This window comes from Roseibium sp. (assembly GCF_048260565.1).
Lineage (GTDB): Bacteria > Pseudomonadota > Alphaproteobacteria > Rhizobiales > Stappiaceae > Roseibium.
The window spans coordinates 32,938-58,760 of sequence record NZ_JBLXGP010000008.1 but is presented as its reverse complement, the minus strand read 5'-3'; the positions used below and the strand labels follow the sequence as shown (position 1 = coordinate 58,760).

The 25,823-nt window shown below is 55.4% G+C and carries 21 protein-coding genes, 2 tRNA genes and 1 pseudogene; 14 read left to right on the top strand and 10 right to left on the bottom strand.

Annotation, left to right across the window (positions count from 1 at the left end):
- Positions 1-15: 15 nt before the first annotated feature.
- On the bottom strand, positions 16-345 hold the full coding sequence (locus ACN0SO_RS17065) for a hypothetical protein (protein ID WP_417679895.1): 330 nt from the start codon (positions 343-345) through the stop codon (positions 16-18).
- Positions 346-728: 383 nt separating this feature from the next.
- Here ACN0SO_RS17065 and ACN0SO_RS17060 point away from each other — a divergent pair, with 383 nt between their 5' ends.
- From ACN0SO_RS17060 to galE, 8 genes are all read left to right on the top strand, one after another.
- Positions 729-1,391 (top strand): hypothetical protein, encoded by a 663-nt coding sequence (locus tag ACN0SO_RS17060; protein WP_417679893.1) that lies wholly within the window; start codon positions 729-731, stop codon positions 1,389-1,391.
- 105 nt (positions 1,392-1,496) lie between these two features.
- Positions 1,497-2,909 (top strand): O-antigen ligase family protein, encoded by a 1,413-nt coding sequence (locus ACN0SO_RS17055; protein WP_417679891.1) that lies wholly within the window; start codon positions 1,497-1,499, stop codon positions 2,907-2,909.
- 41 nt (positions 2,910-2,950) lie between these two features.
- A complete protein-coding gene (locus ACN0SO_RS17050; protein WP_417679889.1) occupies positions 2,951-3,784 on the top strand; it encodes a metallophosphoesterase family protein in 834 nt (277 codons plus the stop codon).
- An 80-nt stretch (positions 3,785-3,864) separates the two neighbouring features.
- Complete coding sequence (locus ACN0SO_RS17045; protein ID WP_417679887.1) at positions 3,865-6,018, top strand: GumC family protein; 2,154 nt, start codon at positions 3,865-3,867, stop codon at positions 6,016-6,018.
- 509 nt (positions 6,019-6,527) lie between these two features.
- On the top strand, positions 6,528-7,259 hold the full coding sequence (locus ACN0SO_RS17040; RefSeq protein WP_417679885.1) for a sugar transferase: 732 nt from the start codon (positions 6,528-6,530) through the stop codon (positions 7,257-7,259).
- Positions 7,260-7,295: 36 nt separating this feature from the next.
- Positions 7,296-8,270: a UDP-glucuronic acid decarboxylase family protein gene (locus ACN0SO_RS17035; protein ID WP_417679883.1), complete on the top strand. Its 975-nt coding sequence runs from the start codon at positions 7,296-7,298 to the stop codon at positions 8,268-8,270.
- 16 nt (positions 8,271-8,286) lie between these two features.
- A complete protein-coding gene (locus ACN0SO_RS17030; RefSeq protein WP_417679881.1) occupies positions 8,287-9,639 on the top strand; it encodes a UDP-glucose dehydrogenase family protein in 1,353 nt (450 codons plus the stop codon).
- Positions 9,640-9,915: 276 nt separating this feature from the next.
- The gene (gene galE, locus ACN0SO_RS17025) at positions 9,916-10,911 is read left to right on the top strand and encodes a UDP-glucose 4-epimerase GalE (RefSeq protein ID WP_417679879.1); all 996 of its coding nucleotides are present in this window, start codon (positions 9,916-9,918) and stop codon (positions 10,909-10,911) included.
- Here the strand turns inward: galE and ACN0SO_RS17020 are convergent.
- Positions 10,904-11,683, bottom strand: coding sequence for a WecB/TagA/CpsF family glycosyltransferase (locus tag ACN0SO_RS17020; RefSeq protein WP_417679877.1), 780 nt, complete (start codon positions 11,681-11,683; stop codon positions 10,904-10,906). The two genes, galE and ACN0SO_RS17020, sit on opposite strands and share 8 nt — an antisense overlap.
- 256 nt (positions 11,684-11,939) lie before the next feature.
- Here ACN0SO_RS17020 and ACN0SO_RS17015 point away from each other — a divergent pair, with 256 nt between their 5' ends.
- Complete coding sequence (locus ACN0SO_RS17015; protein WP_417679875.1) at positions 11,940-13,211, top strand: lipopolysaccharide biosynthesis protein; 1,272 nt, start codon at positions 11,940-11,942, stop codon at positions 13,209-13,211.
- A gap of 8 nt (positions 13,212-13,219) precedes the next feature.
- Positions 13,220-14,332 (top strand): glycosyltransferase family 4 protein, encoded by a 1,113-nt coding sequence (locus tag ACN0SO_RS17010; RefSeq protein WP_417679873.1) that lies wholly within the window; start codon positions 13,220-13,222, stop codon positions 14,330-14,332.
- Here ACN0SO_RS17010 and ACN0SO_RS17005 read toward each other — a convergent pair.
- Positions 14,326-15,594: an O-antigen ligase family protein gene (locus ACN0SO_RS17005; RefSeq protein ID WP_417679871.1), complete on the bottom strand. Its 1,269-nt coding sequence runs from the start codon at positions 15,592-15,594 to the stop codon at positions 14,326-14,328. The genes ACN0SO_RS17010 and ACN0SO_RS17005 overlap by 7 nt on opposite strands.
- 871 nt (positions 15,595-16,465) lie before the next feature.
- On the opposite strand from ACN0SO_RS17005, the gene ACN0SO_RS17000 reads away from it, so the two are divergent.
- Positions 16,466-17,395: an OmpA family protein gene (locus ACN0SO_RS17000; protein ID WP_417679869.1), complete on the top strand. Its 930-nt coding sequence runs from the start codon at positions 16,466-16,468 to the stop codon at positions 17,393-17,395.
- Positions 17,396-17,532: 137 nt separating this feature from the next.
- On the opposite strand, the gene ACN0SO_RS16995 is transcribed toward ACN0SO_RS17000, so the two are convergent.
- The 6 genes from ACN0SO_RS16995 to ACN0SO_RS16970 form a co-directional block, all read right to left on the bottom strand.
- Positions 17,533-17,609, bottom strand: a tRNA-Pro gene (locus ACN0SO_RS16995).
- A 98-nt stretch (positions 17,610-17,707) separates the two neighbouring features.
- Complete coding sequence (locus ACN0SO_RS16990; protein WP_417679867.1) at positions 17,708-18,553, bottom strand: response regulator transcription factor; 846 nt, start codon at positions 18,551-18,553, stop codon at positions 17,708-17,710.
- 13 nt (positions 18,554-18,566) lie between these two features.
- On the bottom strand, positions 18,567-20,165 hold the full coding sequence (locus ACN0SO_RS16985; RefSeq protein ID WP_417679865.1) for a PAS-domain containing protein: 1,599 nt from the start codon (positions 20,163-20,165) through the stop codon (positions 18,567-18,569).
- A 141-nt stretch (positions 20,166-20,306) separates the two neighbouring features.
- Positions 20,307-20,786, bottom strand: a complete 480-nt coding sequence (locus ACN0SO_RS16980) for a DUF192 domain-containing protein (protein ID WP_417679863.1) — start codon at positions 20,784-20,786, stop codon at positions 20,307-20,309.
- Positions 20,787-20,922: 136 nt separating this feature from the next.
- Positions 20,923-21,504: a cold-shock protein gene (locus tag ACN0SO_RS16975; RefSeq protein ID WP_417679861.1), complete on the bottom strand. Its 582-nt coding sequence runs from the start codon at positions 21,502-21,504 to the stop codon at positions 20,923-20,925.
- Between the two features lie 153 nt (positions 21,505-21,657).
- Positions 21,658-22,419, bottom strand: coding sequence for an SIR2 family NAD-dependent protein deacylase (locus tag ACN0SO_RS16970; RefSeq protein WP_417679859.1), 762 nt, complete (start codon positions 22,417-22,419; stop codon positions 21,658-21,660).
- Between the two features lie 59 nt (positions 22,420-22,478).
- Here ACN0SO_RS16970 and ACN0SO_RS16965 point away from each other — a divergent pair, with 59 nt between their 5' ends.
- From ACN0SO_RS16965 to ACN0SO_RS16955, 3 genes and pseudogenes are all read left to right on the top strand, one after another.
- Positions 22,479-22,919, top strand: coding sequence for a VOC family protein (locus tag ACN0SO_RS16965; protein ID WP_417679857.1), 441 nt, complete (start codon positions 22,479-22,481; stop codon positions 22,917-22,919).
- Between the two features lie 123 nt (positions 22,920-23,042).
- Positions 23,043-23,118 (top strand) — tRNA-Glu (locus ACN0SO_RS16960).
- 377 nt (positions 23,119-23,495) lie between these two features.
- Positions 23,496-23,735: pseudogene (locus ACN0SO_RS16955) on the top strand (transposase); the annotation flags it as partial.
- Between the two features lie 208 nt (positions 23,736-23,943).
- Here ACN0SO_RS16955 and ACN0SO_RS16950 read toward each other — a convergent pair.
- Entirely contained in the window at positions 23,944-25,794 is a 1,851-nt protein-coding gene (locus ACN0SO_RS16950; RefSeq protein WP_417679855.1) for a DUF6600 domain-containing protein, read from the bottom strand.
- Between the last annotated feature and the right edge of the window lie 29 nt (positions 25,795-25,823).

Below are 25,823 nucleotides of genomic sequence, written 5' to 3'. Positions count from 1 at the left end.
AAGGAACGCGGACCCTTAGCTGGCTGCTGGCCCGGCGTTAATTCCACCGGCACCACCACCGGCGTAGCCCGCGGCAGTCGCAACGCCCTCAGCATAGCTCTCAGCAGCGGCCGGGTTGTTTTGAGCCGCAGTTGTCAGAGCTTCAGCAACCTGCGCAGCGACAGCCGCCTGCTGAGCTGCCGGAACATTCGCCATGTAGGCAGCCACCGCTGCCGCGCAATCGCCTTCACATGCGGCAACCAGGGCCTCAATTCCAGCATCCTGGGCGCTTGACGGCATTACAAAACCAGCCGACAGAATTCCTACGGAAAAGGCGGCAGCTGTTACGCTTCGCAAAAAGGTCATGAGAGACTCCAAATCCTCTAATAAAATCGCTGGCTCATCCCTCGCCATGAGGAATTCTAATTGCCTACTTTACAGATCACACTACCATGTTGCACTGCATTTGTCACCTGATTTTAAAGACATCGTTAACCGTAACAAACCCTTGCAATGACAATAGTTTTCGCCACGAGTTTGACGGGCGGCTATGGAACGGGCGGAGGTTGGGTCGTTTTCAGGTTTGAACAAACTCCAGTTCAGTTCAACCCGCACATAAAAGCGCCGACCCCGGGCTTTTTTACGTTAATGCACGGCTTGTTTTGACCGGCCCGGACCGTAGATATATACAGGATCGAATCATTCATTCACATTTTGTAAAATATAAATAGAGCACTTTAGATCCTGTTATGCCTCGCTTCATCACAGTCCTCTTATCCGTTTTTCTTCTGGTTGCCGGAGGCTGGACTGCATTTCTCGAGGCTCGCCTTTTTTTCGAGAGCGGCACCACGGACCAGGCTCGGTTTGATCGGCTTGAACAGATTGGCCCTATTGCCGGCCTATCCGCGGGCAGCAAGAAGATCGCACTGATCGATTGCAACCGATCGCTCGCTTCATTCTACGGAACGTTCCAGCCACCCGTTCGCAGACAGGCCGTCTTCAGCAACTGCCGCGAGTTTGCGCGCAAAGTGGCCGAGCGCAATCCCTCGGACGGTCTGGCGTGGCACATACTGGCCGAGACGAGTGCCGGTCTCGACGACTTCCAGGGCTTGAACGAATATCTCCTGCTTTCAGCGGCTGTCACCGCGCATGAAGCCTGGATTGCCGATGCCCGGGTTACGCTCGCACTCAAGAATTATAGCCATCTCACGCCGGAATCGAAAAATGCGGTTGCCGAAGACATTGCAACTCTTGGGCTGGAGGACGATGGCGCGATCCGGCTTGCACGGATCTATATGGCCAGTGACGGGAACAAGAAAATCATCTCCGATACAATGGAAGAACTGCCACCTGCAATTCAGCGCAGATTCATCAGAAACCTGCGCAAGACGCAACTACAGCAAACCGGTTAGTTTACGGCCCGGAGTTGCAGTTGTCCGCAGATGCGGAGCAACCTCCGCTGAGGTCCACGCAACGTGACAACCTCCGGCCGGCGCCCCAGGGCGGAAGGAATTTTTATGGCGACAACTTTCGGCGAAGCGTTCAGGTCAGGAAAAACCGAATTTATCGGAAACAGTCCGACGCGCCGGCTGAACGATCAGACATCCAACCTTCTGCTGCTGACCCTCGGGATATCAGTGATACCATATGCTAGCGTGAGGCCCTTCTTCTGGGCACTTTGGGCGCTTGTCCTCGGCGGGCTTATGCTCTGGTACCTCGCAGTACTCCATGCGAAGGACTACAAGCTCCGCAGGCCCTTCTCGTCGTTCCGTCTGCTAAGCATACCCTTTCTGGCTGTCGCCGGCTGGATGGCGATACAAATACTGCCGCTCGGCCACATGACTGGCCTGTCCACTTTTACCACCCAGACCGGAACCGAAATTCACTCGACAACCCTTTCCATAAGCCCGAGCGACAGTTTTCTCGCGCTGCTGCGCTGGCTGACCTATGGTGCGATTTTTTTCCTGGTCTCTCAGGTAGCCGTTAGAAAAGGCAGAGCGCGCTACATGCTCTGGGGGTTTCTGATCATCATCGTCCTGCAGGCGCTTTACGCCTTTGTTGCGCTTTATTATCTCGGAGATGGTCTTCTTGTTGCCGACAAGACGAAGTATTTCGGTGATGCGATCGGGACGTTTATCAATCGCAACTCTCTTGCCACCTATCTTGCCTTTGGAACCGTGATCGCAACTGCTCTTTCCATCCCCTCAACGGCACCGGAAAGATATCGCGATCATGGACGGGCGACCAAGCGCTCCCCGCGTCGAGCCGGCGGATTCGCGATACAGAACCTTTACGCCATTGCCAGCCTGGCGATCATTTTCGCGGCGCTGATGACCACCCATTCCCGAATGGGCGTATTTGCCGCCTTGGGTGGCATTCTAACGACGCTCCTTATCAGGTTGCAGACAAACAGGATCCGCCTCATCGCTGTCTTCCTCGCCGTGATTGCTGCCGGCATCGGTTTTATAATTTACGGCGAAGGACTGCTTGATCGCCTCTTCCATATCTCGAGGGACACGGCCTGGCGTTTCCACCTTTACGACCAGGTCTGGCAAATGATAGCCGACCGTCCACTTCTGGGCTTTGGTGCGGACAGTTTCGTCCAGGCTTTTCCGCTGTATCACGCTCCCCCGGTCCCGACAGGGCTGACCTTCTACAAGGCCCATTCAACCTATCTCGCCAACTGGCTGGAGCTTGGGGTTGTCTTTGGTACTCTGCCTCTCCTGATCGTGGGAATCTGTCTCGCCTACCTGATGAAACGGGTGTTCGTGCACAATGACCGCAGAACGGAATCATGTGTCGCCATCGGTGTGATTGTGGTTGCCACGCTGCACTCTGTTTTCGACTTCAGCCTTGAGATAGAAGCCATTACGATGATTTTTACCGCACTGGTCGCCATGGGGACAACGGAGGCCTTGGAGACCCGGTAGTCGACGCCCGAAAGCAACAATCCTTTTTAGAACTGTTTCATATGATCTCATTCCTACGCAAACTCTTCCCGGGCTTCGAAAACAGGTCCGCAAGCACGACCGCGGCAAGCGGTCTGCGGCTAACGATTGAACACCCCCCGGAGGTCATCTACGCGATAGGCGACGTTCATGGCTGCTATGACCTTCTGCTCCAGTTGGAAGGCATAATCCAGAAGGATTCGGAAGCAATTGACGGTGAAAAGTGGATCATATTGCTTGGAGACATGGTCGACCGGGGACGGTCATCGGCACAGGTGCTTGACCACCTTCTCGCCCCGCCTCCGAAAGGCTTCAAACGGGTCTGCCTGACAGGCAATCATGAAAGAATGATGGTGCAATTCATCGAGCACCCCAGGTCCGCCCTACGCTGGCTGGACTTCGGCGGCCGGGAAACGCTGCACTCCTACGGGATCGATCCGAGAACTCTGGAAAACGCGGGAAAGTCGGAACGCAAGCTGACCCAACTCCTTCAAAGCCACATTCCCGAAGAACACGTCAATTATCTGAAACAGTTACCCTGTATGATTCAGTCCACCAAGTATATCTTCGTCCATGCCGGTTTGAAGCCTGGTGTCCCGATTGCCAAACAGGCCGAAAATGATATTTTGACGATCAAGGCTGATTTTCTAAATGATACAACCGACTACGGATTTATCGTGGTCCATGGGCACACGCCGGTCGAGAAACCGGATATCCGGCCCAACCGGATCAATGTCGATACCGGCGCTTATGCAATTGGCTGCCTGAGCGCCGTCCGATTGGAGAAGAACGCACCACCGACATTCCTGCAGGCCAAACTTTGCAGTCATCACGACACCTCGTCATCCTTCAACTGATTTTTTTCACATCCTCTTTACGATTGCGAAGACGTCTGTCCTCGATCTTTCAAGAGACCAAATAGAAAGCGCGCATTTAGATGAACGATGATGAAATCGATATTCGCCATCTTCTGGGCATTCTTCGCCGCCAGGCCAATCTCATTATAGGCACCATCGCCGTTATTCTCGCCGTTGCCATTCTTGGTGTCTTTTCAATTACCCCCCTTTACACGGGCACAACCCTGATCCTGGTTGACCCGAGCCGGAAAAATCTCCTGGATCCCGCCTCGGCCATGGCATCCAACTCGACGGATAGCGCACGGGTGGACAGTGAAGTTGAACTGGTTGATTCCGACAGTGTCCTCCTGTCCGTGATTCAAGACGGCATCACGCCGGGCGGCGGTAACCTGCTGAAGGATCCGGAATTCGGTGTCAAACTTCGTCTGCGGGACAAGCTTCTCGCCTTCCTGCGTATCAAGGACGCGCAATTGCCGAGCGGCGATGAAGCACTCGGACGGGTCCTGGAAAACCTGAACGACAGGATATCGGTCGATCGCCGCGGATTGACCTACCTGATCGCCGTTCAGGCGCAGTCGGAAGATCCCCAAAAGGCAGCCAATCTGGCGAACGCGGTGGCCGACACCTACATCCATAGTCAGCTAGAACATAAAATTACCAATGCGGTCGCCGCCCGCGATATCGTTCAGAAGCAGATCAAGGACGCGGAACAGGCCGTAATTCTCGCTGAGCGAAATTTCGACAGCTACGTTTTCGACAATGTCGACAGGTTCGTCTCCGATACCGGTCGAACAGACCTCGCCTCCCTCCGGGACCAGATCCAGTCCATTGCTTCGAACAGGAATGTACTTGAGGACAAGATCGCAGGCCTGCGAGCCAACCTGACGAGCAACAACCTGGATGCCATTACCAAAAGCCTTGGCACGGAGGCAGCCGCCGAACTGGCCCAACAGCGCGCGGACCTTCTCAAGTCACTGGACGAAACTCAGACAAGTTCGCCAACAGCAGTCAACCTGCGGGCTGAACTTAAGCGGGTGGAAGACGACCTGAAGAAAGAGGCTGAGAACAGCCTTTCCGCTTTCAAGGCAACCGCTTCGAACTACGAAACCGAAACCGGAAACCTGCGCAAGGAACTGAATACGGCCATTCTCAACAGCAACCTGCCACCGAATGTCCTTGCGCAGATATATGGCCTGCAACAGGTTTCCAAAAATGCCACGGCGCAGTATCAGACCTTGCTTGCCCGGTCACAAGCCCTGGAGACGGAAGCCGCCCTGCAGATTGCCGACAGCCGCATCGTCTCGCCGGCCTTCACGCCGACAAAACCGAGTTCCCCGAAGATCCCGCTCATCCTCGCAGTCGCGACATTGTTCGCCCTTGGCGCGGGCGTGGCTTTTGCCTTCCTGTTTGAAAATTATATCGGCGGCTTCACCAGCGAAGGTCAGGTGGAGGCCGTGACGCGCATTCCGATCGCAGCGGTCATTCCCCGTCAGGCGCATATTCAGGATGAACATTCCGTCGCGGATCACCTGGTCGATTCACCGCTATCGATGTATGCGGAATCCATCCGCCGGCTCCGGGTATCGATTGACCACATTCTTCAGAAGTCCGACCCGGTCGATACGCCGGGTACAAAGAAGCGCGGACGGGTCATCATGGTGTCCTCTGCCCTGCCCGGTGAAGGCAAGTCGACGATCGCCCTGTCGCTGGCGAGAACGCTCGCATTGTCCGGGTACCGTACAGTGATCCTGGACTGCGACCTGCGCAAACCCAGCATCCAGCGGCAGCTGGATGTGGCACCGTCCAACGGTTTGGTCGATCTTCTGACCGGAAAGCTGTCTCCGGATGATCTCACCCAGATCGTCAAGGACGATCCGAAGACGGATTTGACCGCAGTGGTCGGCGATCGCCGGGCGAATATCCCGACGGATCAGTTGTTCATTCGCAATCCGTTTGCCCAGCTGATTGCCAGCGCCTCGGCGCGTTTCGACTACGTGATCCTGGACACGCCGCCGATCGAACCGGTCGTGGACGGCCTTTACCTGGCGAAATATGCCGATCTCATTGCTTTCGTGGTCCGCTGGGCAAAAACCCCACAGCATCAATGCATCAGCTCGCTCTACAAATTGGCGGAGGCCAAAAGAGACGACGCCCAGATTGTAGCACTGCTGAACCAGCAGGAAAGCAAGAAGCTGGCCTATTACTCTGCCTATTCGGACTACTATTCCGAATAGGCGTGGTTGCGATCAGCCTCTGCAACCGCAGCGCCCGGGCAGCCTGCAGACTCCCCATGCCCATGTAAGCGCAGGACGAGAACTCTTTCGTCCTGCGCGCGCCAAGGATCAGCACCACATTGGCGAACCGCGCTTACGGTATCTTCCGGTACCTTCGACCGGACAGGACACCAGTCACCCCAAAAATGCTGCATTGCACAATTAATCTAACCGTTCTGATTTTTGATAAATACAGCATTACGCCTTCGAGTAGCACCGCAGCGCGCTGAAAATAAGTTATTTCTTTTCAATGCGTTACAAACAATTACCTTGACACCGGCTATCATTTTCGGTAAATAACTCCGAATACTGGTGACGAAATCTCACTCGCAGATGCCGGTGAAATTAACGATGAACCCAAAATTCGTTTGATTTTTTTCCGCGCTGCGGTTTAAATTTTTAACATAAAATTAATCAAGAACTTTTGCCAGATACCTAGTGATAATTAGCGGCGTTTTGAAAGGTATGACATGGGTAATTTTGTTGAGCATTCGGCGAGCCCGTTTTTTTTTACATCGTTCATAACAAAGAAAAAGAACACGGACACCAACGAAGCTGTCTCGTCCAAGGCCTTTGACAGTTTGTCCCGGTCTCAGAAAATCTCTTTGAAAGCCAAGCGGGTGGTTGATGTGACACTGGCGTCTTGCGGGATTGCCACGCTCTCGCCGCTGCTGCTTCTTGTCGCGGTCGGCATTCGCCTCGACTCCAAGGGTCCGATCCTCTTCGCTCAAGAACGCTGGGGCAAGGACAACAATCCGATCAAGGTTTACAAGTTCCGCAGCATGCGTACGGATTTGTGCGATGCGGCAGGAACCCGTCAATGCGCCGAGAATGATCCCCGCGTGACCCGTCTTGGCCGATTTCTTCGCAAGAGCAACATCGATGAGTTGCCGCAGCTGTTCAACGTCCTGAAAGGCGACATGTCGCTCATCGGACCGCGTTGTCATCCGATCGGCATGCTGGCGGCTGGCGTACCTTATGAGGAGCTCGTCCCGAATTACCATGAGCGCCACAAGATGCGCCCGGGTATCACCGGCCTGGCGCAAGTCCGCGGTCTCCGGGGCCCGACCGTACGGCCAAGCAAGGCCCGGGCACGTGTCGCAATGGATATCTACTATATCGAAAACTACAGCCTGTGGTTGGACGTGAAGATTTTATACCAGACTTTCAAAAAGGAATTTCTGAACGGAACGGGCTTCTAACGCCCCTCCTTTGTCCTCAATTTTTAGGAGTTGTTAATGGCTGACGGAAAACGCATCGTCGTTACGGGCGGCGCAGGTTTTTTGGGTTCGCATATTTGCGAGCGCCTTATTTCGCGCGGCGAAAACGTTGTCTGTGTCGACAACTACATGACCGGTGCCTTCGCAAATGTGGAGCACCTTGTCGGAAACCCGAATTTCAGCATTATCAAACATGACGTCTGCGATCCGCTCGAGATCGACGGCGACGTGGACGAGATCTTCAACTTCGCCTGCCCGGCATCGCCGCCGCGCTATCAGGCCGATCCGATCTATACGACCAAGATCAGCGTGATCGGTGCGCTCAACATGCTCAATCTGGCAGAGGCCAAAGGCGCGAAGATCATTCAGGCTTCCACGTCCGAAGTTTACGGCGACCCGACGGTTCATCCGCAAACGGAAAGCTATTGGGGCAACGTGAATTCCATAGGTATCCGGGCTTGCTATGATGAAGGCAAGCGCTGCGCGGAAACGCTGTTTTACGAGTATCACCGTTGCCGCGACATCAATATCCGCGTCGTCCGTATTTTCAATACCTATGGGCCACGCATGAGCGGTGATGATGGCCGCGTCGTTTCGAACTTTATCGTGCAGGCGCTCAAGGGCGAGAACATTACCATTTACGGTGATGGCTCTCAGACCCGCTCCTTCTGCTACCGGGACGATCTGGTCGAAGGCATTCTGCGCCTCATGAATGCCGAAGATGATGTTACTTTCCCGGTCAACATCGGCAATCAGGGCGAGTTCACGATCAAGGAGCTTGCCGAAATCGTTCTCGAACTGACCGGCTCACGGTCCGAGATCAAGTTCCTGCCGCTTCCGCAGGACGACCCGCTTCAGCGCTGCCCGGATATTTCCCGGGCCAAAAAACACCTGGGATGGGAACCCCAAGTACCGCTGCGCGAAGGCCTGAAAAAGACCATCGCCTATTTCGAACAGTCATTTCAGCACTCGTTTGCTGCGATCGCAGAATAAGCAGTAGGAACACGCCATGAAAATCGTTGTTATCGGTTCCGGTTATGTCGGCCTCGTCGCCGGCGCATGCTTTTCCGATTTCGGCTTCAATGTTGTCTGTGTCGACAACAATCAGGCCAAGATTGACAACCTCAAGAAGGGCATTCTGCCGATCTACGAACCCGGTCTTTCGGAAATTGTTCAACACAATGTGCAGGCCGAGCGTCTGTCCTTCACGACGAATCTCGCAACCGCGCTGAAAGGCGCAGACGCCGCCTTCATCGCAGTCGGAACGCCTCCCCGCCCGAATGACGGCCATGCGGACATGAAATATGTCTATGCCGTGGCCGAGGAAATCGGTCGACAGGCTGACGGCGACCTGGTCGTTGTCGACAAGTCGACTGTTCCGGTGGGAACCGGTGATGTGGTTGAACGGATCTTGCGCACGGCAAACCCGAAAGGCCGCTTCGCCGTCGTTTCCAACCCGGAATTCCTCCGCGAAGGCGTTGCCATCGGCGATTTCAAGAAGCCGGACCGGATTGTGATTGGCGCAGAGGAAGGCTGGGCCAGGGATGTGATGACCGATCTCTACAGTTGCCCGGGTTTCGAAGGCGCTCCGATCGTCCACACCTCGCGCCGTTCCGCCGAACTGATCAAGTATGCCGCCAACGCCTTCCTGGCGACCAAGATCATGTTCATCAACGAGATGTGCGACCTTTGCGAAGCTGCCGGTGGCGACATCCGTGATGTGGCCAAGGGCATGGGGATGGACAGCCGTATCGGCGAAAAGTTCCTGAATGCCGGCCCCGGTTACGGCGGCTCCTGTTTCCCCAAGGACACGCTGGCCATTGCCAAGACCGCCCGCGATCACCGTGTCGGCCTCGATCTTGTCGAATCCGTCATTCGTTCCAACGACAACCGCAAGCGGGCCATGGCATGGAAGCTGATCGACGCGCTTGACGGCGACCTCGCCGGCAAGACGGTCGCCGTTCTCGGACTGACCTTCAAGGCGCATACCGACGACATGCGGGATTCCCCGGCAATCGCCATTGTCCAGGCCCTTCTGGACAAGGGGGCAACGGTCCGTGGGTTCGATCCGGAAGGCATGGAGAATGCCAAGGCGCTGCTTCCAGGCATCACCTACTGCGCCAATGCCTATGAGGCGGCGGCGAACGCCGATGCGATTGCGATCGTGACCGAATGGCCCGAATTCGCGGAGCTGGATCTGGCGCACCTGAAGACCAGGATGTCCCGGCCGGTCATTGTCGACTACCGGAACATGATCAAGCCGGCCACCGCCAACGCCGCCGGCTTCGTTTACACCGGTCTAGGCTATCCGAACGGCAGCTTCACGCAGCAGTCTTACTATACGGCAGTGGCTGCGGAATAACGGTCCAGGAACAGCGAGGGCGGCATCCCCTGCCCTCGCATCCACTGTCGGGGCCTCGAAAGTCGACAGCCCTGTCAGAAGAAACATTCCCTGCCGGATATGAAGACGCCTGTCGGGTTTGATCAAACCGCACAGAATTTCCGATTGAGCATCTGCAAAAACCGTTGACGTACATCAAGGTGGGCGCCGCCGGCTGATTGCCTCGGATACGCCAAGAGGCCTGCCGAACGCAGCGGGATGCGGGTGCAGACAAGCGATCAGAACAGGAACAATCGAGTGGCAAAAATTCTCGTCACAGGCGGTGCTGGATATATTGGCAGCACCACGTGCAAGCTGCTGAACCGGTCCGGTCACGAAGTGATCGTTTACGACAACCTCTCGACCGGTCATTCGGAGCTTGCCAAATTCGGCAAGCTCGTGATTGGCGACATTCGCGAAACGTCGAAGCTTGCCGAGATGATGTCCGCGGAAAAGATCGAAGCCGTCATACATTTCGCGGCGAGTGCCTATGTCGGAGAATCCGTCACCAATCCAAGCTTCTATTATGACAACAACGTCGGTGGGACCCTGTCGCTGCTCAAAGCGATGACCGAGGCCGGGGTTAGTTCCATTGTCGTCTCCTCCACATGCGCCGTCTATGGCCAGCCCGACAGGATGCCCATTGACGAGACTACGAGTCTCGACCCAATCAATCCCTACGGCGCCTCCAAGGCAATGATGGAGCGTATCTGCTGGGATTTCGGAACCGCCTACGGCATACGCGCGGTTGCCCTGCGCTATTTCAATGCCTGCGGCACCGAACCGGAGCTCGAGGTCGGCGAAAGGCACGATCCTGAACCGCATGTGATCCCACGTATCCTGATGGCGGCGGATGGCGTCATAGACAGCTTCGACATCTACGGCACCGACTATCCGACCGCCGACGGCACCTGCATCCGCGATTACATCCATGTCTCCGATCTGGCTTCGGCCCATGTACGCGCCTACGATTACCTCGCGGCGGGCAACAGCTCCTTCGCCTGCAATCTGGGCACAGGAAAAGGCTTGTCGGTTCGCCAAATTCTGGAATCGGCCAAACGCATCACCAATCGGGAAATCACGGTCCTCAACAAGCCGCGCCGTCCGGGCGATCCGGCGGAACTCGTGGCAAACCCGTCCCAGGCCTACGAGACGTTGGGTTGGCGGGCCGAACACTCGGATATCGAGACCATCATGTCGTCCGCATGGTCCTGGTACCGCCAGGAAGCACAGGCGCGCGAACAGGTTAGCTAGGGCCCCCGCCGAACATCCTACGCTTGATCAGAAGCATGATAATCTTCCACGGTTCAAGGAGGTAGCGCTCAGCATAGCGGGTCGGGTTGCGGAGGAGACGATACAACCACTCCACGCCCAGACGCCCGGTCCAGCGCGGCGGCATCGCCTGGCCTCCGACGAAATATTCGAAAAATGCTCCTGAGCAAAGGGCAACCTTGAAGTCGAGTCGGTCGAAATGGAGATGAAGAAAGGTTTCCTGTCTGGGCATGCCCATACCCACGATCAAGAGGTCCGGTCGGAAGTCGTTGATTTCGCCGATCATGCGCTCGAGTTTGGATGCCGGTTCCTTGTCGGACATATCGAAGTAACCGTCCCATCCCCTGATGGAAAGAGAGGGATGAAGAGATTGGAAATAGTCGACGCCCTTGGCACAGATCTCTTCCGTAGATCCGATATAGGCAATCCGCCAGTCGGACCGGGCCGCAAGCTCGATCACGTCGCTGGCCCAATCGAGATAGGTGAGCCTGTTATCGCGGGAAACATCCGCCCCTTTGGCGCGAAGCAAGGCAACGATCGGCATGCCGTCAATGTGCACATAAGTCTCCGGCCGGGAGTACAAAGCGCTCATTGCAGCAGACTTCAGGGAGCAGTAGATTGCATGAACGTTAACATGAGCAACAACTACTTTTTTCCGAAGGCGAATGCTATCGGATATAAAGTCTAAGAGCGTTTTTTTATTAAATGTATCTACAGGGATGTCAAAAAGCTTGTAACGCGAAAATGCATTCATAAAACGATCACACTTCTTACTAATTGGTAAGTATTAGCTCATGGAGATGTTAGCCCAAAAATTGCTACCAACATGTTATTTTTGTCTTCCAACCTAATAGGAGCCATCGACACTTTGATGACTTTCATTTCCAATCGCTGATGTCATTCTCTCTTCCCTCTCAATAAAACAGCATTCGAAACGGCGTCACAGAGACACATTTCAACCTTCACCAACAGAATTTATGAAGTAGCGCAGTGACTATGAAAGAATTTCCATGAAGCTCAAAATTTTGAGAACGCTGATTGAGAAAGGCGCTGCGGCTGCGATTGTCAAACTTTCAGGGGTATCGCTTACTTTCCTCTTCCTTCTTTACGCTGCAAGAACTTCGTCTACGGAAGATTATGGGAAGTTCGCGTCCATCCTGTCACTCGCAACCATCTTTGGTTACGTGCTTGCCTTTGGTCATCACATTACAATTCTCAGGTTTTGGCCGTCGATCGACGAATTGAGAGGCCGAGAAACGGCCAACGCAGCGCTTCGGCATACATTCAAGATCATTTTGAGGATCTGTATCGGCTGGCTGGTGCTCGGAGTAATCGTTTCTTTTAGCGGCCTGAAAGTCGGAGATTTCGACAATCGGGCACTGGTTTTCTGGTTCTTTCTATTGTCCGCCGCATTTGCACTCTCAGAATTCTCGATTGGTGCTTTACGCTCGCAAGAAAGTATCTTTCTCGCGCTTTTTCCCCGTGAAATCGGGTGGCGAATACTCAGCATTGCCATGGTATTCGCATCTACAATTATTTTTACAACAACCAATCTACCCGCCATCACGGCCATAGCGCTATTACTGGTGACAGTAATCCAAGCCATAATTATTCTGAGAAAAACAAACACCAGCAAAAAGACCAAGCTGGAAAAAAGCATCAAGACGGATATCTCGCGCGCCGGGTGGGGCCTTTGGATAGGGTCGGTGGTCGATCCGATTTCAGCTCACTCCGCAACCGTCATCGTCGCAATAGTACTTGGAGCGCCGACGGCCGGCGCCTTTTTCGCGGCCGACAAGATTGCAAAACTGCTCGCCCTTGCCTTGATGGGTGTAAATCTTGTGATCTCCCCCCTGATAGCACGAAACTATTACTCCCAAAACCTCCAGGAAGTTCGCCTTCTTACACTCTTTGGATGCCTGATTTCTGTTATCGCCGCTGGAGTCGGTTTCTTAATATACTTATACTTTGGAAAATTTGCGCTTTCACTTTTCAACCCGGAATACGTGGAATACTATAAAATCCTTATTGTACTGTCCCTCGGTCAGATCGTGAATTGCGCTTGCGGGCCGGTTGGAACATTGGTTCAGATGGCCGGCTACCAAAATCTCTATGCGACCATATCGACCATTACATCGTTGGTCGGCCTGTTGCTGCTTTTCCTCCTCACAAACTGGTATGGCACCCTCGGAGCTGCGGTAGCGTCCGCCGCAACACTATCGGTCTGGAATCTGGCCATGCTGAGCACCGCATATTTAAAAATTCTAAAATCCCGCACTTGAGGTTTTAAATGACAAAGACAGAGAACAAGCACCGCATTCTCTTCATTTGCACGCAGATGGAAGCCGGTGGCGTGCAAGTTCGCGCGACATCAATGCTCAAGAGCCTCAGAGAGGAAGGATACGACGCGCGCCTTATATTTCTCTATACTAAAAGACCCATCTTCAACGACCTCGAAGGCGCCATCTCACTTAGCGCATCACCGCCGAAATCGGTTTCCGACTATGCCGGCATTTTCTCCAGACTGGCCGCCGAATTCAAAAGCTTCAAACCGACAGCAGTCGTCGGCTTCGCTCATTATTCGTCACCAATCGCATCTGTTCTGGGATGGCTGAACGGAACGAAGATCAGACTTGGAACGCAGGTTAACCCGCCTACCAGCCACGGAGTGCCTAGCAGGCTTATGGATCTGATCGTGGGTACACTGGGTCTGTATACCCGAAATATCGCCACCTCGGATGCGATTAAAGACTGCTTCAGGCGCTATCCGTCCTCATACAGGAAACGTATAAAGGTTATTTTCAACGGGGTTGATCTGAAACAATCGAAAATAACCAAACAAGAGGCTAGGTCCACCTTTGGCCTGGATCCAAGCAAGTTCTACATTCTGAATTGCGGCCGGATATCGCAGCAGAAAAACCAAAAATTTCTCATAGAGTTACTGAGCCGAGTGCCTGATGTGCACCTTGCCATCCTGGGAGATGGTGAACTCAGGCCATCTCTGGAAGAAGAGGTAGCGAAACGGGGCTTGAGGGAAAGGGTCACATTCGTTGGTGAGGTTCAGCCGTCGAAGGTCAAGGACTTCCTCAGATGCGGTGATGTGTTCTTGTTTCCATCCCTTTACGAGGCTTTTGGGCTGGCACTGGTCGAAGCCATGGCCGCCGGGCTACCGGTCATCGCCTCCAATCATCCTGCCCTTGTTGAAATCGCGGATTCAGGAGGATTGACCCTCTCCCTTGATATCGATACCTGGTGCGAAAAACTGAACGACTTGATCGAACTGAGAAAACACAGCCCAGATTCATTCTACAATCTCGGCAAAATAGCCGCCGAACGCTCCAGCCTGTTTTCTTATGAAAGAATGTACTCGAACTTCAAAAATGAAATCACTTCCGATTACTGAAGTGATTTCTCGGACCTCCACTCCAATATCTTCTTTTCCATATGGAAACATATCACCAGAAACAAGAAGAGAGCCACATCGGTAGAGCGCATTATGTTATTCTCATAAAGATTGTGACCAAGAAAAAGAATAACAATACCCACCATGAAAGACATTTTTTCTTTTTTCAGTCTCCTGATATTTGAAGCAAAATAGACCAACAGTGAAAACACCAACAGAAGCAAAGCTGCTAGGCCGGGAACACCCAACTCCATCAATGTAGCGATGTAGCCATTGTGAAAGTTCGGAAGAACCCAGCCATGCAGATTGGTAAAATCGGCCATCCTGTCCGGCGTCCAGAAACCCAATCCGAAGCCGAAAAGCTCTCTGCCGCGCAAGACATCAAACCCGTATTCCCATATCAGAAGCCTGTTGCTGGTATCGATTTCGATCGAAGAAATCACCAACATTCCACCATGAAAATTCACGAATTCACGACCGACTATGAAAATAATCGGGATAAATATTACCATAAAAAGAATGATGAACCGCGAAAATCCAAAGTGGATAGACATTGGAATAAAAAACATGAGAAACAATATCACGTCCACCAATGCACTTCTGGATCCGGTTTTTATGATCGCTATAGCGACAACAACAAATACCCCATAGTAGGCAATGCGCGACTTGGAAAGCGGCCGAGGAAGATACTTCCTGGGCATAAACAGCAGAACAAATGTAAGAGCCACAACAACTCCGAATACATTTTTCTGACCGCTAAGCCCCCTCCACTTGCCAAAATGCTCCCAGGAATTTTCCAAAGCAATACTTGGAGCAAGGAATACCAAAGCGACACTTACAAGAACATATACTATAAATGCAGCGGCAATGGATTTGAATAATTTCTCTGTATCGTACTTCCTCCCCATGATCATACTGGCAAAAACAGTAATTGAAAACGCAACCGCCCTTTCAAATGAATAACGCGTCTCCTGACTCCAGACGACTGACAAGGCGCCAAATACAACGATGAAAAGAATACAGTATGTAATCATGGTTCTGCGTTTCAAATTAAGTAGAAATTTGAAATTTCTATAGATAATATAAGAACATAAAAGAACAAAAACAGCATATCGTCCGGAAACGACATAAGCAGGATACCCCATTTCCGTATACGGCACCCATATCGAAATCAAAAATAGGAGAAATACATATATCGAGATTGCACCAGATGATTTTTCTCTTGCGCTCTGATGCCCCATGAATACTGCGTTAGCTGTCATCTTCGTTTCGGCGCCCGATTTTTCGTGCAGACTGTCATTGTTGTGCTGTCTTGATTAACAAGCAGATACTTCAAAGGATATGTTCGTGCTCCGGAAAGACGTAATATAAATGCCCCAGCTCAAACTACTGCCCCTTCGATCTCCGCCGGTTGTGGCAAACATGGACAGCCCAAGCTGATACATATCGAATGTCCGCAATATAGTTCTGGGAAGAAGCGTCGAAACCGCCTTTCGATGCGTTGAAAAGCATAGACCGTTTAATATCTTCTCATCCGGTACATACGGCCAGAAAGGGAACTTGAAATACGTCAACCAGATAAATGATAGGATACGGGACAGGTATTGGCAAAGTGTTTCGGCCGACAGGATTACCCGTGACAGCGTTTTTCCCAACGGCTTGGCCCGTTGTGTTGGCAGCGGGCGGGACACGAGAGAAAAGAGGCAGAGTACCGTAATCCAGATACCTCGGGACGTCCTCGCCCTCCGACTAATTTATCGAGCGCCCGCGCCATCCTGGCCGTGTTTGCTCTGACCGGTTCCACCCACACCCCGTAAAAAACTGTGTCACTGTCCAGCCAGTCATCGTGATCGTCGGAGCTGCGGACCTACGCCCGCGAATGCTAGATGGAACAGATCGCAAAAAACAGCCAACTATCCGCAACGAGTATCAATCCGGATGATCGCGAACCCCTTCTTTAATATACCCTTTTTCGAACCATTCAGTTCCCCGAAGACCGTAGCTTCGGATCGGCGCCGTTTACTCATTGTCATTAATTATGATGCACAGCAGCAATTGTCGCCCTATAATCACACAGTTCGTACGAACCTATGCATCGTCCTAATTTTTAGCATGTTTGTTAGGAGCATCCGCATGCACTCTTTTCGCATTTTTATGCCCAGCCTCATTTTCATCGGCTTCATTCAGACAGTCACCCCAGCAGCAGCTGAAGACCCCATGGTTGAAGTCACTCTGGCCGGCGAAGCGTACCAGGGTCCTCCCACCTTTGAAATCGACTTTGCCGGAACGAAGATAGGCGTAGGCGCTGTAGACAAGGCCATCGACACCACGACAGAAGGCCGCATTCAAAAGCTGAAAGACTGGGCGCCTTACACGCAAACCCTTTCATTTCCCATCCCTGCCGACGTGTTCACTGCAGACGGCGCCGTTTCAATCCGGCTGACCAACGACGCCTGGGGCGGTCCCGGTTCGAACCAGGATCGGAACATCTATCTGATGGGCGCCAAGATCGACGGCGTCGAGATGAGCCCGCAGGATTTCGTTTGGCTCGTCAAGGGTGAGGAATCCAGTATCGGCGCAACTGCAAAATGGGTCTCTCTGAGCAGCAACAACGCTGTCGCGGTCGCGAACCCGCCATCAGGCGGCTGGCCCTCCACCAACACCGGAGCCGCCACTCCTGTTGCAAGTGCAGAAACTGCGCAAGCAGCCGCTCCGGGTTCGGCTACGGCGGCCTGCAACACCACCCTGTCCGTTACCATCACCGGTTATGGTTCAAACCAGATTGCCGTACCTGCCGGCGGCAAGGCCCTGAAGGAACTGGCAGACAAGCTGAAAGATCAGTCCTGCGCGATCACCATCACCGGCTATTCCAGCATCAGCGGTCCCACTGCCTTCAACAAAAGCCTGTCGGGCAAGCGCGCTGAAGGTGCCGCAGCTTACCTGAAAAAGGCCGGCGTGGACATGAGCAAGGCCAAGACCATGTCCGGCGGTGAAACCAGCCAGTTTGGCAAACGCTTCGCGGCCAACCGACGCGTTGTGGTGGATGTCGCTCCGGCGAAATAGGCATCGCGAAAGGCGGCCTTCGGGCCGCCTTTCAAAAATCGCCTAATCCGCCCTTCCGATCTCACATATCGGTTCGCGCACTTGCCCGATCACCGGCCGGCGGGCCTTAGGCGGAATTGGTATTTTCCTGAGAAAAATGGTCGGGGCAGCAAGATTCGAACTTGCGACCCTCTGGTCCCAAACCAGATGCGCTACCAGGCTGCGCTATACCCCGATCGTGTCGCGTGTCGCGAACAGGTGCTGACTTATACGCAATCGTCGCGCGGACGCAAGGGGCGACACATCCCCCCAGTGGATATTGCGGCGTGAAAATCAGCCGGCGGCCTTCGCTCCGGGCAGCCTGACCTCCTGCAGCCGGTTCATGACGACCTTGAAAATTTCGACCGGCTTGTAGGGATAGTCGATAAAATCGTCCAGGCCGGCTTCCATCAGGCTCTCCTTGCGCGTTTCGCTCATGCTCGGCGGCGCCAGAAGCACCCGCCGCGAAGCGCCTGCGCCGGTCTTCCCGGTTTGTCCGGTCAGATACCGGTTCACGACGTCGCTGTAAGTCAGGATCGTAATGCTGTCGTCCTCGAACAGCGACCCGCCGTTTTCCAGGTTGGCCTCCGGCACGGTCCGCACCTTGCAGCCCAGTTCCAGGAGCGCGCCGCGGATCGGCGCGATCACCTTCGGGTTTCCGGTGACGATGGAGATCGTCAACGGCTCCTTCGAGCCGCGCAGGCGCTTGACCTCTTCATAGATCTGCTGCAGCCGGATGCGGTTGAGCCCCTCGACCCGCGAAACCTGCCGGAGATGGGCTTCGACGGTCGCAAGAAGAAGATCATAGTCGACCGGCTTGGTCAGATAGTCGTCCGCGCCCATCTGCTTGCCGGCGACGATGTCCTCGCGCATGCCCCTGGCCGTCAGGAAAATGAGCGGCACGTCATTCAAGGCCGGCATGGCGGAGCGGATGTAGGTGAGAAACGCCGGACCGTCCATGTCCGGCATCATCACGTCGCACAGGATCAGGTCGGGCTTTTTCTCGCCGATCCTCTCGATCGCGACCTTTCCGTCCGGCGCCGTCAGGACATCGTAGCCGGCGTCCTCCAGTTCCTCGCGAATATCTTCCAGGAGGAGCCCCTCATCCTCCACACACAATATAGTTGCCTTGGCTGCCATGGCCTTCTCTCCTTCAGGCAGACGCCGCCCGCCGCCGCGGAGACGCCCTTTCAGGCAGCTCTCCAGCATCTTCCTGCGCGATTGGCAGGCGGAGCGTGACGCGGGTTCCCTCGCCGACCCGGCTTTCCAGGTCGACCTTCCCGCAGTGCTTGTCCATAATCATCGAAATCATGTTGAGCCCGATTCCGGTCCCGGCAATGCCACTGGATGTGGAGGCCCGGAAGTAACGGTCGAACACCTTCGGGAGTTCCGCTTCCGGAATTCCCAGCCCATCATCTTCGACGCTAATCGACGCCCAGGTCCCGTCTACCTGACCGGTCACCCGGATCTCTGTCGCATCGGGCGAGTACTTCGCCGCATTCGACAGAAGGTTGTCGATGCAAAGCTCAAGGAGTTTCCGGTCGAAATGCAGGATCTCCGGCAGGTTCGCTGTATCGAGAACGATCCGATGGCTTGAACAGCTGTCCTGAAAGCGGCGGCAGCAATCGCCGATGGTGTCCTTCAGCGGTTGATCGCGGCTGTCGATCTCCATGCGTCCTGCCTGGGAGCGGGTGAAATTCAAAAACCGGTTGATCAGATACTGCATCCGGCCGACCGCATCGCGAATACGCGTCCCGCGCTCCAGAATGGCGGCGCTGTCGAGCCTGTCGGACCGGCGGATCAGCCGTTGGGCGTTGCTGTCGATTATGGCAAGCGGCGTGCGGAATTCGTGCGAAGCCATGGAGACGAAGTCGCGCTGCAATTCGCTGAGCTGCTTTTCCTGGTTGAGCAGCTTGACCAGTTCGTGGGCCTGTCCCAGCAGCGTGGACTGCTGCTGCTTGTATTCGGTAATATCGGCGTAGACGGAAATGATACCGCCATCCGGCGTCAGCGTGCGGTCGATCCGGTACCATCTGCCATCGGGGAACCGTTTTTCCTGGGACGGACCGTTCCGGCTCATCAATTCTTCGAACGGTACTGCCGGTTCATCCGGGAAGGTCAGCTTCAAGAGTTCGGGTACGTAAATTCCTTCCTCGATGCGCTTGTCTATCCCCGGATAAATCTGCTGCATCCGCTCGTTGGCGAGAACCACCCGACCGTCCGGCGCGGCAATGCCCATGCCGTCCTGCACCGCATTGATCGCGTTCAGGAGCAGGTCTCTGTTGTCCTGGAGTTCACGTGTGCGATCATCGAGCCGCTCTTCCAGCTGCGCCCGCACATCGTGCAACTCCCGTTCCTGGGTGCGTTCCCGGGTGACATCGGTGTAGATCGTGACGAAACCGCCATCTGCGGTCGGAGTCCCCTGGATACGCAGGATTGTGCCGTCTGGCCGGACACGCTCGAAGTCATGCGGCTCGAACCGCCGGGCCCGTTCCAATCGCAGGCGGACCTGTTCTTCCGGATCGCCAGGACCATAGTCCCCCCGCTTGGCGTTGACCCGGATCAGGTCTTCCAGGGTCGGGTTGTCGCCAATGGCATCGTCGGGAAAATTTAAAAGACGCCGCGCAGCCGCGTTGAGCAGGACCACATTCAGATCCGCGTCGATGACCGTGATCCCCTGATGCATGGTTTCCATCAGGCACCCGAGAAGCGCGCTTTCGTCAGAGCCGTCACGGATGAAGTGTCCGGTCATTTTCCCGCATCACAAGCCAAGTTCACCACACCAATTTCCGGCAAATGTATTTAGAAACTCCTACGTAAAATTGCCGAGAACATGAAAAACCCGGCGGAGAAACCGATATGAGACATCCGATGAGATTATCTTGAGGAAATATTACTTGATGGAACTTGTCTCAACCTGATCACCCGGCTTGATCCCGAGCCGCCGCGACGTGCCGGCGAGCAGTTCCAGCACGTATTGCGCCGGCCCCTGCGAGGAAATGGTCTTTTCCGAAAAAGGCGTCGTCCCTTCCGCGATATGGATGATCCGTCCCGCATCGTCGATGAAGATGATATCCAGCGACAAGGGGGTGTTCTTCATCCAGAAATAACGTTCGCCGGCAGCCTGGAACAGAAACAGCATGCCCTCGTTGAGCGCCATTCTTTCCCGGAACATCAATCCCTTCGCTTTTTGCGCGTCGGTCGCTGCAACTTCCACGGTGAACTGCTGCGGTCCCTTTTCCGTTACGATCGTCAGGGTCTCGGTCGGCAGCGGCACGTCGTCGCCGGCCGCCAGGCCAGGGCTCAAGAGACCGACCAAAAGAAGAAAGGCCACGATCAGCAGTCGGGGACGTCGAAAAGGCATACGCAGCATGAACGAGGCTCCATGTGATGGGGCTGAACAGAGCCGGCACAAATTCAGCAGGCCCTGCCTGCGATTAAAGGCCAACAAAAAAGGCCGGACCATGTCGTCCGACCCGCGCATGCAGAAGATTCAGTAATCCGGGAAACTAGTGCGAAGCTGGAATATGGGTTCCGGTTCCCACCGGCCGGATTTCGGCGGCCATGCGGCCTTTCGGTCCATTGCCGAAGCGCACCATCACATCCTGGCCCGGACGCAGTTCGGCGATACCGAAGCGGCGCAGGGTTTCCATGTGGATGAAGATATCTTCGGTTCCCTCGCCCTGGGTCAGGAAGCCGAAGCCCTTGACCCGGTTGAACCATTTCACGGTCGCCTTTTCGAAACCGCTTTCCGGGACAACCTGAACATGCGTGCGCGAAGGCGGAAGTTGCGACGGATGCAACGCCGTGGATTCGTCCATGGACAAGATCCGGAAGGCCTGCAGCCCCCGTGGCCGGTCCATGACTTCGCAGACCACCCGGGCGCCCTCATAGGCCGTCTGATAGCCGTCGCGCCTGAGACAGGTCACATGCAAGAGAATATCGGCCTCGCCCGAATCCGGGACGATAAAGCCATACCCCTTGGCAACATCAAACCATTTGATCGTGCCTGCAATCTCGACGACATCGACGGCAACATCATCCGTCAGCGCCTCGATTGCGCGGGCATCCCGAGCGGTTTTGCCCCCCATAGCCTACTGTCCCGTCTTTGGTCCGCATCACCCAACCGGAACGAAATTGCGACTCACGCACCGGCTGATTCCTAACAAAAGGATAACATTCGACTTCGATCCGGAAAGGGGGATTGTGAAACTAACCACAAGGCATTTGCATTTATTGGCCGGCTATGGCGCAAAATCCACAAAACTCTCGGCTATCGGAGTGCGGATGCAGGCCGCAGCCAACGGATCGATCGGGGTCGGATCCCTGTTGACGATGACAAGTTCGGCTCCGGCCTGGGCTGCGAGCACCGGCAATTGGGCCGCCGGATGCACCACGAGCGACGATCCGATGACGACAAACACATCCGCCTTGCGCGCCGCCTCGGCAGCCCGGATCAGGGCGTCTTCCGGCATCATCTGGCCGAAACTGATTACCGCGGCCTTGAGCAACCCTCCGCAGGTCGCGCAGACCGGACTGTGCCCGGCTTCCACCGCCAACCTCTGATCTTCCAGGGTCGCCCGCGCGCCGCACTCCAGACAGGTGGCATAAGTGCTGTTGCCGTGGAGTTCCACGAGCAGGTCTTCCGGCACGCCGGAACGCTGATGCAACCCGTCCACGTTCTGGGTGATCAGAAGCGAGAGCCGGCCCTCTCGAGCCAACTCCGCCAGTGCGATGTGCGCCGCATTCGGTTCCGCCTTGCGGAAGATTTCCGCCATCTGAAAGCGTCTGTTCCAGTCCTCCAGGCGGCTTTCCTCATCGGCCACGAAATCCTGATATTCGATCGGCTGCATCTTCGACCAGAGCCCGCCGGGGGAGCGAAAGTCGGGAATACCGGACTCCGTCGAAATGCCCGCTCCGGTCAGAACCACAATCCGCCCTGCCTCCGGTCCCAAAAAACTCTTTATCCGTTTTCGCGCGGTGGCAAGATCGGTGATTTCTGTCATATTGGACACTCTTTCTGATCAACATCCAAAGCACACGCTATTATCGACAAGGAAACGCAATGCGCTACCTGCACACAATGGTCCGCGTCCGCGATATCGATGAATCGCTGGATTTCTACTGCAACAAGATGGGCATGACCGAGGTCCGCCGCAGGGAGAGCGAGGCCGGCCGCTTCACGCTGATCTTCCTGGCCGCCTCCGAAGACGTCGGTAGCGGCAAGGAAGTCAATGCGCCGCTTCTGGAACTCACCTATAACTGGGATCCTGAGGAATATGCCGGCGGACGCAACTTCGGCCATCTCGCCTACGAAGTGGACAATATCTACGACTTTTGCGCCAGCCTCCAGGAAAAGGGCGTGACCATCAACCGGCCGCCGCGCGACGGCTACATGGCTTTCGTCCGGTCGCCCGACAATATTTCCATCGAACTGCTGCAGAAGGGCGAAGCGCTTGAAATCGCGGAACCCTGGGCCTCCATGCCCAATGTCGGCGAGTGGTAGGAAACGCTTTTTAAAGCGTCACGGGCCCGCAAACGCGGGCCTGTGAATTTCATGACAATTTGCTCTTGCGGCGTGAAGCAATACTGCCTATAAGCCTCCCCACGACGCAGCGACGTCGTCCGCGCGCCCATCGTCTAGCGGTCTAGGACGCCGCCCTTTCACGGCGGAAACACGGGTTCGAGTCCCGTTGGGCGTGCCAAACTGTACTCTCAGATGTGAGAGCGGTTCTATCGACCCCTTCCCTTGCGATAGCAGCTGTTGTTTTCACAAGCAGATCAAAGGGTTGTCTGAAGTTTGGCTTGATCTCTCCCTGGTGCCATTCGCAGTTCGACAGTAGCAAATTCGAAGCCGTTTCTTCTCGTGCGGTGTCTGACGGGCGAACAATTGGCTTGCGTTGCGGGCAAGTTCCAACAGCCGCATACCGCCTTCTATGTAAGTCTCTTCCACTTGTGAGTAGCGTTCGATCTCACGCAAAAGGCGGGTCTGCTCAGTGCGTCATTGCGCCGACATTCGGTCATAGAAAGTGTCGTCATTGCGTCCGTCGAACTTGTCCATGTACATGGCGTGCAAGCGATTAAGGCTGCCGGCGTCCGGGAAGCCATCGAAAGTGCCGGTGCCGAGCTGCGCTATCTGCCGCCCTACAGTCCCGACTTCAACCCGATCGAGATGGCGTTTTCGAAACTCAAGGCATTGTTGCGTGCCAGGACAGAACACACAATCGACGCCCTGTGGAGCACAGTTGGCGATCTCATCGCCCAGTTCAAACCACAAGAATGCGCAAACTACTTTGCTGCCGCCGGATATGAACCAATATAAAATGGATACGCTCTAGCTGTTTCAAGAACCCATAATCATATTGTGGTCGGACTGTCCGTCGTCAGAAATAATGGGATAATTTGAACTGATTTAATGTTTTGAGAATTTTGAGGATCTACGTACAAACACAAAGATATAATTTTGATCTGCGTCCGTAAGACCCTGAAAAGTTAATGGCCGGACAACGCGCCCGGCCACTTTGCATTGTCTATTGTGGAGTTACGCATGCGCCGTCTGGTCCGACCACTTGCCCCTCAGGGCATTGCGGCAGAGGCAGAGGTATTGGCGCTTGCTTCGGTTTCACCCTTGCCGGCGGGGTCGGTTCAGGCGCCAGCGTAGGCTCGACAGCCGGTGCCGGAGTGGCCTCTGGCGCCTGCTTCGGCTGCACCTTTGCCGGCGGGGCCGGTTCAGGCGCCGGCGTAGGCTCGGCAGCCGGTGCCGGAGTAGCCTCTGGCGCCTGCTTCGGTTTCACCTTTGCCGGCGGGGTCGGTTCAGGCGCTGGCGTAGGCTCGACAGCCGGTGCCGGAGTAGCCTCTGGCGCCTGCGTCGGTTGCACCTTTGCCGGCGGGGTCGGTTCAGGCGCTGGCGTAGGCTCGGCAGCAGGTGCCGGAGTGGCCTCTGGCGCCTGCTTCGGTTTCACCCTTGCCGGCGGGGTCGGTTCAGGCGCTGGCGTAGGCTCGACAGCCGGTGCCGGAGTAGCCTCTGGCGCCTGCTTCGGTTTCATCTTTGCTGGAGGGGCCGGTTCAGGCGCCGGTCGCACCTCGGACTTAGGCTGTGCCTCTTGGACCGAAGGCGGCATTGCCTCGACCACCGGAGCAGCGCAGAGACCATGCTGCTGGCGCTCCGTGCCTTCCGGACACTGGCCCGTGTCCGCCGGGGCGATCGCCTCGGCCGGCGGTTGCCCTTCTGCCACCGGTAGCGGGGCGTCGGCGGCCGGCGTTTCCGGCGTCAGTTCCTCGGCCGGCTTGGCCGCGGCGACCGGCGCAGCGCAACTGCCGTCGGACTGACGTATTGTGTCTTCCGCGCAAGCCCCCACGCCTTCCAGCGCCGCACCTTCAGGTATCGCTTCTCCAGCGGGAGCCGTGGCCACGGCTCCCTCCATGGCGACACCTTCCATGGGAGGTGCCGACATGATGGCTGCTGCGGGCACCTGATCGGCAGCCGGTGGCGGTGGCACCATGTCTTCCGTCGCCGGTTCGCTGCCTTGCTGGCCGGCCGTGGTTGGCTCTTGCGCCACCTGCTCCTCGGTCGTCACCTCGGTTGGCGCCTCGGTCGGGATCAGGGCCTGCGGCTCGGGGTGGTAGATTTCCACCGTATTGCCTATCAACTGGCCATTGTTCTGTTCGGACGACGTCAACGCGACATCGCGAACCTCGACCGGTTGGCCTGTCGCCTCCTCGACATAGGTAATGTCGATATCGTTGTTGACGACAATATTGTTGACGACGTTGACGGTGCCGACTTCCCGGCTGTTGTTGACAATATTGATGACGGTGTTGTTGTCGCCGATCACGACGTTTTCCATGTTGTCCGACTGGAAGTTGCGGGCGGGTACCGCATTCCAATAATAGTTCGGTATGCTGCCGAACGAGAGGGTGACGCTGACCCCGTACGAATCCGACGGCTCCGGCGGCAACGGCGCCCAGGCAAGATGATCGTTGTCGCTGCGCCAGGCAACCCAAGCTGGCGCCCATTGGGTGCCCGGCACCCAGAACCAGCCAATACGCGCCGAGTAAGCCCAGCGGCCATAGTGGTAGGTTGCCCAGCCAAAAGGCTCATTCGATACCCATGTCCATCCGTGCCGGTTGGTATAGACCCAGCGGCCGTCCGTGTAGGGACGCCAGTCATGCCTGACATGCGGCACCCAGACATAGCGTCCGCGCACCTCTACCCAGCGACCATGTGCGGCGAGTGGCTTGTAGAACGAGCCGATGGAAACATTCACCGAGCCGCTACCGGAATAGACGTTCAACTGCGCGTAGAAAGGTCGGTCGCGATAGTACCTCTCCCAGTAACTGTTGATGTTGAAAGCGACCGTGGGAAGATAAGCGTAACGCATATAACGCGCGACTGAGAGCTGCGTACCAC

Excerpts from the sequence above, each read along its gene's own strand:
- ACN0SO_RS17030 (WP_417679881.1), top strand. The coding sequence starts at position 8,287 with ATGAAAATCGTTGTTATCGGTTCCGGTTATGTCGGCCTCGTCGCCGGC.
- ACN0SO_RS17015 (WP_417679875.1), top strand. The coding sequence starts at position 11,940 with ATGAAGCTCAAAATTTTGAGAACGCTGATTGAGAAAGGCGCTGCGGCT.
- ACN0SO_RS16990 (WP_417679867.1), bottom strand. The coding sequence starts at position 18,553 with ATGGCAGCCAAGGCAACTATATTGTGTGTGGAGGATGAGGGGCTCCTC.
- ACN0SO_RS17000 (WP_417679869.1), top strand. The coding sequence starts at position 16,466 with ATGCACTCTTTTCGCATTTTTATGCCCAGCCTCATTTTCATCGGCTTC.
- ACN0SO_RS16965 (WP_417679857.1), top strand. The coding sequence starts at position 22,479 with ATGCGCTACCTGCACACAATGGTCCGCGTCCGCGATATCGATGAATCG.
- ACN0SO_RS16980 (WP_417679863.1), bottom strand. The coding sequence starts at position 20,786 with ATGCTGCGTATGCCTTTTCGACGTCCCCGACTGCTGATCGTGGCCTTT.
- ACN0SO_RS17020 (WP_417679877.1), bottom strand. The coding sequence starts at position 11,683 with ATGAATGCATTTTCGCGTTACAAGCTTTTTGACATCCCTGTAGATACA.
- ACN0SO_RS17050 (WP_417679889.1), top strand. The coding sequence starts at position 2,951 with ATGATCTCATTCCTACGCAAACTCTTCCCGGGCTTCGAAAACAGGTCC.
- ACN0SO_RS17045 (WP_417679887.1), top strand. The coding sequence starts at position 3,865 with ATGAACGATGATGAAATCGATATTCGCCATCTTCTGGGCATTCTTCGC.
- ACN0SO_RS17065 (WP_417679895.1), bottom strand. The coding sequence starts at position 345 with ATGACCTTTTTGCGAAGCGTAACAGCTGCCGCCTTTTCCGTAGGAATT.
- ACN0SO_RS17035 (WP_417679883.1), top strand. The coding sequence starts at position 7,296 with ATGGCTGACGGAAAACGCATCGTCGTTACGGGCGGCGCAGGTTTTTTG.
- ACN0SO_RS17005 (WP_417679871.1), bottom strand. The coding sequence starts at position 15,594 with ATGACAGCTAACGCAGTATTCATGGGGCATCAGAGCGCAAGAGAAAAA.
- ACN0SO_RS16970 (WP_417679859.1), bottom strand. The coding sequence starts at position 22,419 with ATGACAGAAATCACCGATCTTGCCACCGCGCGAAAACGGATAAAGAGT.
- ACN0SO_RS16950 (WP_417679855.1), bottom strand. The coding sequence starts at position 25,794 with ATGCGTTACGCTTATCTTCCCACGGTCGCTTTCAACATCAACAGTTAC.
- ACN0SO_RS17060 (WP_417679893.1), top strand. The coding sequence starts at position 729 with ATGCCTCGCTTCATCACAGTCCTCTTATCCGTTTTTCTTCTGGTTGCC.
- ACN0SO_RS17010 (WP_417679873.1), top strand. The coding sequence starts at position 13,220 with ATGACAAAGACAGAGAACAAGCACCGCATTCTCTTCATTTGCACGCAG.
- ACN0SO_RS16975 (WP_417679861.1), bottom strand. The coding sequence starts at position 21,504 with ATGGGGGGCAAAACCGCTCGGGATGCCCGCGCAATCGAGGCGCTGACG.
- ACN0SO_RS17055 (WP_417679891.1), top strand. The coding sequence starts at position 1,497 with ATGGCGACAACTTTCGGCGAAGCGTTCAGGTCAGGAAAAACCGAATTT.
- ACN0SO_RS16985 (WP_417679865.1), bottom strand. The coding sequence starts at position 20,165 with ATGACCGGACACTTCATCCGTGACGGCTCTGACGAAAGCGCGCTTCTC.
- ACN0SO_RS17040 (WP_417679885.1), top strand. The coding sequence starts at position 6,528 with ATGGGTAATTTTGTTGAGCATTCGGCGAGCCCGTTTTTTTTTACATCG.